The 8,261-nt window shown below is 66.1% G+C and carries 7 protein-coding genes and 2 riboswitches; of the genes, 6 read left to right on the forward strand and 1 reads right to left on the reverse strand.

The window, feature by feature from the left end:
- The first annotated feature begins 64 nt into the window (after nt 1–64).
- On the forward strand, nt 65–385 hold the full coding sequence (locus AC5RV1_RS04615) for a hypothetical protein (RefSeq protein ID WP_493993717.1): 321 nt from the start codon (nt 65–67) through the stop codon (nt 383–385).
- A 7-nt stretch (nt 386–392) separates the two neighbouring features.
- Here the strand turns inward: AC5RV1_RS04615 and AC5RV1_RS04620 are convergent, their stop codons facing one another.
- A complete protein-coding gene (locus tag AC5RV1_RS04620) occupies nt 393–749 on the reverse strand; it encodes a hypothetical protein (RefSeq protein WP_493993718.1) in 357 nt (118 codons plus the stop codon).
- Nucleotides 750–898: 149 nt separating this feature from the next.
- Nucleotides 899–996, forward strand: a riboswitch (glycine riboswitch).
- Between the two features lies 1 nt (nt 997).
- Nucleotides 998–1,105: riboswitch (glycine riboswitch) on the forward strand.
- Nucleotides 1,106–1,157: 52 nt separating this feature from the next.
- Here AC5RV1_RS04620 and gcvP point away from each other — a divergent pair.
- The 5 genes from gcvP to AC5RV1_RS04645 all read left to right on the forward strand — a co-directional run.
- On the forward strand, nt 1,158–4,022 hold the full coding sequence (gene gcvP / locus AC5RV1_RS04625; RefSeq protein WP_493993719.1) for an aminomethyl-transferring glycine dehydrogenase: 2,865 nt from the start codon (nt 1,158–1,160) through the stop codon (nt 4,020–4,022).
- Between the two features lie 10 nt (nt 4,023–4,032).
- The gene (gene gcvT, locus AC5RV1_RS04630) at nt 4,033–5,199 is read left to right on the forward strand and encodes a glycine cleavage system aminomethyltransferase GcvT (protein ID WP_493947819.1); all 1,167 of its coding nucleotides are present in this window, start codon (nt 4,033–4,035) and stop codon (nt 5,197–5,199) included.
- 104 nt (nt 5,200–5,303) lie between these two features.
- Nucleotides 5,304–5,687, forward strand: coding sequence for a glycine cleavage system protein GcvH (gene gcvH, locus AC5RV1_RS04635; protein WP_387547167.1), 384 nt, complete (start codon nt 5,304–5,306; stop codon nt 5,685–5,687).
- Nucleotides 5,688–5,698: 11 nt separating this feature from the next.
- Complete coding sequence (glyA, locus tag AC5RV1_RS04640) at nt 5,699–7,012, forward strand: serine hydroxymethyltransferase (RefSeq protein WP_493993720.1); 1,314 nt, start codon at nt 5,699–5,701, stop codon at nt 7,010–7,012.
- Between the two features lie 83 nt (nt 7,013–7,095).
- The coding region (locus tag AC5RV1_RS04645; RefSeq protein WP_493993721.1) for an L-serine ammonia-lyase at nt 7,096–8,261 on the forward strand (1,166 nt) is incomplete at its 3' end.

The following is an 8,261-nucleotide window of genomic DNA, read 5'->3' on the forward strand; positions in this document are numbered from 1 at the left end:
ACAGCCCCCGCCGCCTGTCCCGGGCGGCGGGGTAACGATCAACAGCACCACTAGACTCGCCTGCATGGGGGAAAACAACACACCTGACGCACAGAAAACGCCAAAACCTGCCCGCTTCTTCGGAGCCGCGCTGCCGGTAGCCGCCCTCGCCGTGGTGCTGGTGGGGTGCTTCGTCGCGTGGAGCAACAGCCAGAATGTCAGCTTTGGCTGGTTCGCGTACGCGCCGCTGAGCAACGAGCCCTTCAGTGGAAGCGGCTTGGCGTTCGTTACGCCAGGGACGCAGGCAGGCCTGGCAATCGCCGTCGCGGGTTTGCTTGTCCTGGCATTCTGGGCCGGGTACCGCATCGGCACAACAGCCGGCCCCAGGAAGCGGCAGCTGCTCTAAGCAGCTTTTACAGCCGGTCCACTCCGCTGATCCCGAGCGTGCGCGCCAGGCTGTTGGCGATATCCCTCAGTGCAGCCACTTCAGCATCGTCGTAGCCGGCTTCGCGGTGGGCCAGTGCGACTTCCAGTTGGGCCGCCAGATGCCTCCTGTCGCGCGCGGATACGGCCACCACATCAGCGGCCGTCTTCACCTTGCGGACATTCAGGGTTTCGGCGCCGCCCCAGCGCTGTCCGCCCAACATGAATTCGGCACGTGTGACCTCTTTGAAGCGGGACGACAACTCACTGAGCAATTCGGAGACAGCAGCGGGATGGGACTGGTCATCTACCGTGATGTGGACGGCAATAGTGTGGCTTGTCATCATGGCTCATCCCGCCTTTAGGGGCTATTAATCATCCCGTAGTCCCTTCCACTTGTCAGCCTCCTTCCGCCCCAGAATGCCCCCCCGTTTTGCATCCAGCCCCGCAACCCGGTATGGTGTGAGCCGTGTCACCCACCAGTGGCACGTGCTGATGATCTGCGGCGGGAGAGTCCTGCCGGTACGTTCTGCAGGCGCCGTAGGAGCAAATCCTCCCCAGGAATCTCTCAGGCCCACGTACCGCCGCGGCAAGGCAACTCTGGAAAGCAGTCCGGGCAACCGGGCTCACCGACGGTGCAAGTGGCGCTCTGCTGAACAGCAAAGCAACGCAAAACTCTCAGGTTCAATACAGAGCGGGGAGGAACCCGAATCAACGTGGTGTTTCGGCACCACCTGAATTATGGAGTTCCTCTCATGACGGTTCAATCGTCCCCAACCACCTTCGCAGACCGCCATATCGGCGCGCGCCGCCAGTCCGACATCGACACCATGCTCAAGGCCGTCGGCTACGACAGCGTCGATGGCCTCGTCGACAGCGCGGTCCCCGATTCCATCCGCCAGGACAAGCCCCTCACCCTCGAGAGTGCCCTCAGCGAAGTCCAGGTCCTCGCCGAGCTCCGCAAGCTTGCCGGCAAAAACAAGACGGCCGTGCAGATGATCGGCCAGGGCTACTACGACACCGTGACCCCGCCGGTGATCCGCCGCAACATCCTCGAAGCCCCCGCCTGGTACACCGCCTACACCCCGTACCAGCCGGAAATCTCCCAGGGCCGGCTCGAAGCACTGCTGAACTTCCAGACCATGGTGCAGGACCTCACCGCGCTCCCGGTAGCCAACGCCTCCCTCCTGGACGAAGCCACCGCCGTCGCTGAAGCCGTGCTGCTGATGCGCCGCGCGAATAGGGCCAAAGGCCAGAACGCAGGCGCCAAGGACGGCAAGACCGTCCTGGACGCCGACCTGCTCCCGCAGACCATCGCCATCGTGCTGGGCCGCGCCGAAGCCCTCGGCTTCGAGGTGGAGATCGCCGACCTCACGGCCGGCCTGCCCGACGGCGACATCAACGGCGTTGTTCTCCAGCAGCCCGGCGTCTCCGGCCGTGTGTGGGACCAGTCCGCCGTCATCGCCGAGGCCAAAGACCGCGGCGCCCTGGTCACCGTCGCCGCCGACCTCCTGGCCCTCACCCTCATCACCCCGCCGGGTGAGCAGGGCGCGGACATCGCCGTCGGCTCCACCCAGCGCTTTGGCGTGCCGTTGTTCTTTGGGGGACCGCACGCCGCCTACATGGCTGTCCGCCAGGGCATGGAGCGCACCCTCCCCGGCCGGATCGTGGGTGTTTCCAAGGACGACGCCGGTGTCCCCGCCTACCGCCTGGCCCTGCAGACCCGCGAGCAGCACATCCGCCGCGAGAAGGCCACCTCCAACATCTGCACCGCGCAGGCACTGCTCGCTATCGTCTCGTCCTTCTACGCCGTCTATCACGGCCCCGACGGACTGAAGGCGATTGCCGAAACCGTCCACAACAACGCCCGCGCCCTGGCCACCACGCTGAAGACCGCCGGACGCGATCTGGTGTCCGACACGTTCTTCGACACCCTCACCGTCCGCGTGCCCGGCAAGGCAGCGAAGGTGATCACCGCCGCCGAAGCCCACGGCATCAACCTGCGCCTCATCGATGCGGACACAGTTGGCGTGTCAGTCGATGAAACCACGACGCCGGAGGTTCTCTCCTCGGTTGCCGTCGCCTTTGGCGCCGGTCCCGTTGCGGAAGCTGCCGGGTTCGAGTTGCCCAAGTCGGTGCTGCGCACCTCCACGTACCTGCAGCACCCGGTGTTCAACACCCACCGTTCCGAGACTCAGCTGCTGCGATACATCCGCCGCCTCTCCGACCGGGACCTGGCGCTGGACCGCACCATGATCCCGTTGGGTTCCTGCACCATGAAGCTGAACGCCACGGCCGAGATGGAAGCCATCTCCTGGCCCGAGTTCGCCTCGATCCACCCGTTCGCCCCGGACTCGCAGACCGAAGGCTGGCGCGAACTGATCGCGGACCTCGAAGCGCAGCTCACGGAGATCACGGGCTACGACCAGGTGTCCATCCAGCCCAACGCCGGTTCCCAGGGCGAGCTCGCCGGCTTGCTGGCGATCCGCGGCTACCACCACTCGCGCGGCGACCAGCAGCGCAACGTGTGCCTGATCCCGGCGTCGGCGCACGGCACCAACGCCGCTTCCGCCGTCCTCGCGGGCATGAAGGTGGTTGTGGTGGCCACCGCCGCCGACGGCACCATCGACCACACCGACCTCGCAGCTAAGATTGAGGCCCACAAGGACGCCCTCTCGGCGATCATGATCACCTACCCGTCAACGCACGGGGTGTATGACTCGGACGTGCGCGAGGTGTGCGATGCCATCCACGCCGCCGGTGGCCAGGTGTATGTGGACGGTGCCAACCTGAACGCCCTCGTTGGTTTGGCCCAACCGGGCAAGTTCGGTGGCGACGTGTCGCACCTGAACCTGCACAAGACGTTCTGCATCCCGCACGGCGGCGGCGGACCCGGCGTCGGACCTGTCGCTGCCAAGGCGCACCTCGCACCGTTTATGCCGGGCGACGCCAACAAAGCAGCCCACGAAGACGGGCACGGGGTTGCGATTTCTGCTTCGCGCTTCGGTTCGGCCGGCGTGCTGCCGATTTCCTGGGCGTACGTGAAGCTGATGGGCGGGCAGGGGCTCACCGAGGCCACCAAGTCCGCCCTGCTCGCAGCGAACTACATTGCCGCGCGGCTCGACGAGCACTTCCCGGTTCTTTACACGGGGGAGAGCGGCCTGGTGGCGCACGAGTGCATCCTTGACCTGCGGGACCTAACGGCCAGGACCGGCGTCACCGCTGAGGATGTGGCCAAGCGCCTTATCGACTTCGGCTTCCACGCCCCCACGCTGTCCTTCCCGGTGGCGGGCACGCTGATGGTGGAGCCCACCGAGTCCGAGGACCTTGCGGAGATCGACCGCTTCATCGAGGCCATGATCGCCATCCGCCAGGAAATCGACCAGGTGGCCAACGGCGACTTCCCGGTGGAGAAGTCACCGCTGCGCAACGCACCCCACACGGCAGCCGCCGTCGTCACCTCTGAATGGAACCGTTCCTACCCGCGTGAGCAGGCAGCCTTCCCGGTGGCCTCGCTCCGGCAGGACAAGTACTTCCCGCCGGTGGGCCGCATCGACGGTGCGGCAGGTGACCGCAACCTGGTGTGCTCCTGCCCGCCGCTTTCCGAATTTGAGAACTAAGGACTTTTCGATGACTGAGAACTACACCGCGCCTGAGAACTACACAGCGCTGTACGAGCAGCACAAGATCGCCGGCGCCTCCTTCACCGACTTCGGCGGCTGGCAGATGCCCCTGAAGTACAGCTCCGAGCTGGCCGAGCACCACGCGGTGCGTAACGCCGCCGGCCTGTTCGACCTCTCCCACATGGGCGAAGTCTGGGTTACCGGTCCCGACGCCGGGGCTTTCCTGGACTACGCCCTGGCCGGCAAGCTGTCCGCGGTGGCCGTAGGCAAAGCGAAGTACTCGCTGATCTGCCAGGAAGACGGCGGCATCATCGACGACCTCATCACGTACCGCCTTCCCGCGGCTGCGGATGGAACTGCCAGGTACCTGGTAGTGCCCAACGCCGGCAACGCTGCGGTAGTTGCCGCAGCACTGGCCGAGCGGGCTGCCGCCTTCGACGTCGTTGTGGATGACGTCTCCGCCGGAACCTCCCTCATCGCAGTGCAGGGGCCGAACGCCGAGGCCATCCTGCTCCAGCTGGTCCCTGCTGAACAGCACTCGCTGGTGACGGAGCTGAAGTACTACGCCGCTGTGGAGGTAGGGATCACCGTCAACGGCACAGTACAGGAGCTGTTGCTCGCCCGCACCGGGTACACCGGCGAGGACGGCTTCGAAATCTACATCCCGAACGAGGACGCAGCCGGCCTGTGGGACGCGCTGCTGGAAGTTGGCGCGGGCCACGGGCTCATCCCCGCCGGGCTGGCCTGCCGCGACTCGCTCCGCCTCGAAGCCGGCATGCCGCTCTACGGCAACGAACTTTCCCGCGAGGGCAACCCGTACGCCGCAGGCCTGGGCCCCGTGGTTTCACTCAAGAAGGAGTCGGACTTCGTGGGCAGGGCTGTGCTGGCCGAGCTCAAGGAACTGGGCGCCGGCTCCACCTCCGGCCGCAAGCTGGTGGGCCTCAAGGGCCTGGGCCGCCGCGCCGGCCGCAGCCACTACCCGGTCCTCAAAAACGGCAACGTCGTGGGCGAGGTGACCTCCGGCCAGCCGAGTCCCACCCTTGGTTATCCGATCGCCCTGGCCTATGTCGACGTCGAACACGCCGCACCCGGCACCGCCCTGGACATCGACCTTCGCGGCAAGCCAGAACCCTTCGAAGTAGTGGAACTCCCGTTCTACAAGCGCCAGAAGTAACGCTCTCTCACTTAATGCGCGTTTTGTCCCAACGCTCTCGCATTTGATGCCGGGTTTGGCCTAACGCTCTCTCACGTTTGAAACACGAACCTAAGGAAATACACATGGCAAAAGTTGTTGCTGAACTGAAGTACTCCGCCGAGCACGAGTGGGTTGCTGCTGACGGATCCGGCCCCACCAACATTGGTATCTCGGCCGTGGCCGCCGAGGCGCTGGGCGACATCGTGTACGTGGACCTGCCGGAGGTCGGCTCCACGGTCACCGCGGGGGAGACCTGCGGCGAGGTCGAATCCACCAAGTCCGTCTCGGACCTCTACGCGCCGGTCACGGGCGAGGTTGTGGAGATCAACGACGAAGTGGTCTCCGATCCCGCCCTGATCAACAACGATCCCTACGGCGCAGGCTGGCTGTTCAAGGTGGCCGTCACCGAAGAAGGCCCCCTGATGTCCGCCGAAGAGTACGCGGCAGCCAACGGCGGCGAGCTGTGAGCGGCGCGGGCATGACCACAACAGCAGCCTTCGAGCAGGTCATCTCCCCGTCCCTGGACGCAGACCTGTCCGCGCTGGATCCCGAAATCGCCGCAAAAATCGACGACGAACTCACCCGCCAGCGTGACGGCCTGGAGATGATCGCCTCCGAGAACCACACCGCCGTTGCCGTGATGCAGGCGCAGGGCTCGGTGCTGACTAACAAGTACGCCGAGGGCTACCCGGGCAAGCGCTACTACGGCGGCTGCGAGCACGTGGACGTTGTGGAGCAGCTCGCCATTGACCGCATCAAGGCACTGTTCGGCGCGGAGTTCGCCAACGTTCAGCCGCACTCCGGCGCGCAGGCGAACGCTTCGGTGATGCACGCGCTGATCAAGCCGGGCGACACCATCATGGGCCTGAACCTGGCACACGGCGGCCACCTCACCCACGGCATGAAGATCAATTTCTCGGGCAAGCTCTACAACGTGGTGCCGTACGGCGTCCGCGAGGACACCCACACCGTGGACATGGCCGAGGTGGAGCGACTGGCGGAGGAGACCAAGCCCGCGCTGATCGTGGCCGGTTGGTCTGCCTACGCCCGCCAGTTGGACTTCGCCGAGTTCCGCCGCATCGCCGACTCCGTGGGCGCCTACCTCATGGTGGACATGGCGCACTTCGCCGGGCTAGTGGCCGCCGGGCTGCACCCGTCGCCGGTGCCGCACGCGCACGTCACCACGTCCACCACGCACAAGACCCTCGCCGGTCCGCGGGGAGGCATCATCCTGACGAACGACGCCGACATCGCCAAGAAGATCAACTCGGCTGTGTTTCCCGGCCAGCAGGGCGGGCCGCTGGAGCACGTCATTGCGGGCAAGGCCGTCGCGTTCAAGATCGCGGCCTCGGCCGAGTTCAAGGAGCGCCAGGAGCGCGTCCTCGCCGGCGCCCGGATCCTGGCCGAGCGCCTGGTCCAGCCCGACGTCACCGCCAAGGGCATCAGCGTGATCTCCGGCGGCACCGACGTGCACCTGGTCCTCGTTGACCTGCGCAACTGCGAGCTCAACGGGCAACAGGCCGAGGACCGCCTCGCGGCCATCGACATCACGGTTAACCGCAACGCAGTCCCGTTCGACCCCCGCCCGCCGATGGTCACCTCCGGCCTCCGGATCGGCACGCCGGCGCTCGCCACGCGTGGGTTCGGCGAAGCTGCCTTCCGCGAGGTTGCCGACATCATCGCCGAAGCTTTGACGGCCGACGCCGACGCGGACCTTTCGGGGCTGCGTCACCGCGTCGAGGCCCTCGCCAAAGCCCACCCGCTCTACCCGGGCGTCGCACCACTGTCCTGAGGCTGGCTCCGCCGTCCCCTCGTGCCCACGTCGCCTTGGTGACGCTCTATCCGCCCGCTACACGTCAAGTAAGGAACCCCACCATGGCCGTTGGCGTATTCGACCTTTTCTCTATTGGTATTGGCCCCTCGAGTTCGCATACCGTGGGGCCGATGCGGGCTGCTGCTGTGTTCGCGGAGGAGCTGAAATCCTTCGGTGCCCTGGACCGTGTGGCCTCGCTTCGGGTGGATCTGTATGGGTCGCTCGCGGCGACGGGACACGGTCACGGGACCATGACGGCGATCCTGCTGGGGCTGGAGGGGTTTCATCCGGAGTTGATCCTGCCGGACGAGGTGGAGGAACGCCTGGCCGCGATCGCCGACACCGGGACGCTGCAGCTGGCCGGTGCCGTGCCGCTGCCGTATGGGGTGAAGGACATGGTGTTGCGGCCGCTGACCATCCTGCCGCGGCACACCAACGGGATGACGTTCACCGTCTTTGATGCGGAGGACGAGATCCTCCACACTGCCACGTTCTTCTCTGTGGGCGGCGGGTTCATTGTGCGTGAGGGGGAGGAGGACGCGGCCCAGCAGGAGCTGGAGGAATCCAAGAAGGAGCTGCCGCTGCCGTTCCGGACCGCCGCCGAGCTGCTGGAGCACTGCCGGGAGACCGGGCTGGGCATCAGCGAGGTGATGCGGGTCAATGAGGAAGAGAGCCGCACTGTGGAGGAAATCCGGGCGGGCCTGCTGCATATCTACTCCGTTATGGAGGGCTGCGTTGCCACATCCCTGAAGCGTGAAGGCGTGCTGCCGGGCGGGCTGAAGGTTCGCCGCCGTGCCCCTGACTGGTATGAGCGGCTCCAGAAGGAAAGCTCCCGGCCTGACGGTGAAGGCCAGGATGAGGACTTCCACGACCCGAAGTATTGGCAGGAGTGGGTTAACTTGATCGCCCTTGCCGTGAACGAGGAGAACGCCTCCGGCGGGCGCGTTGTCACCGCGCCCACGAACGGGGCTGCCGGGATCATCCCGGCGGTGCTGTATTACGCGCTGCATTTTGCGCCGGGCATGGAAAACGCGACGCAGGAGGACCGCGAGGACGTGGTGGTGAAGTTCCTGCTCGCCGCCGCCGCCGTCGGGGTGCTGTACAAGGAGCAGGCGTCGATCTCGGGGGCCGAGGTGGGCTGCCAGGGCGAGGTCGGGTCGGCGTCGTCGATGGCTGCCGCGGGGCTGGCCGAGGTGATGGGCGGGACCCCTGCGCAGGTGGAAAACGC

Source organism: Arthrobacter sp. Hb9-2 (assembly GCF_059091165.1).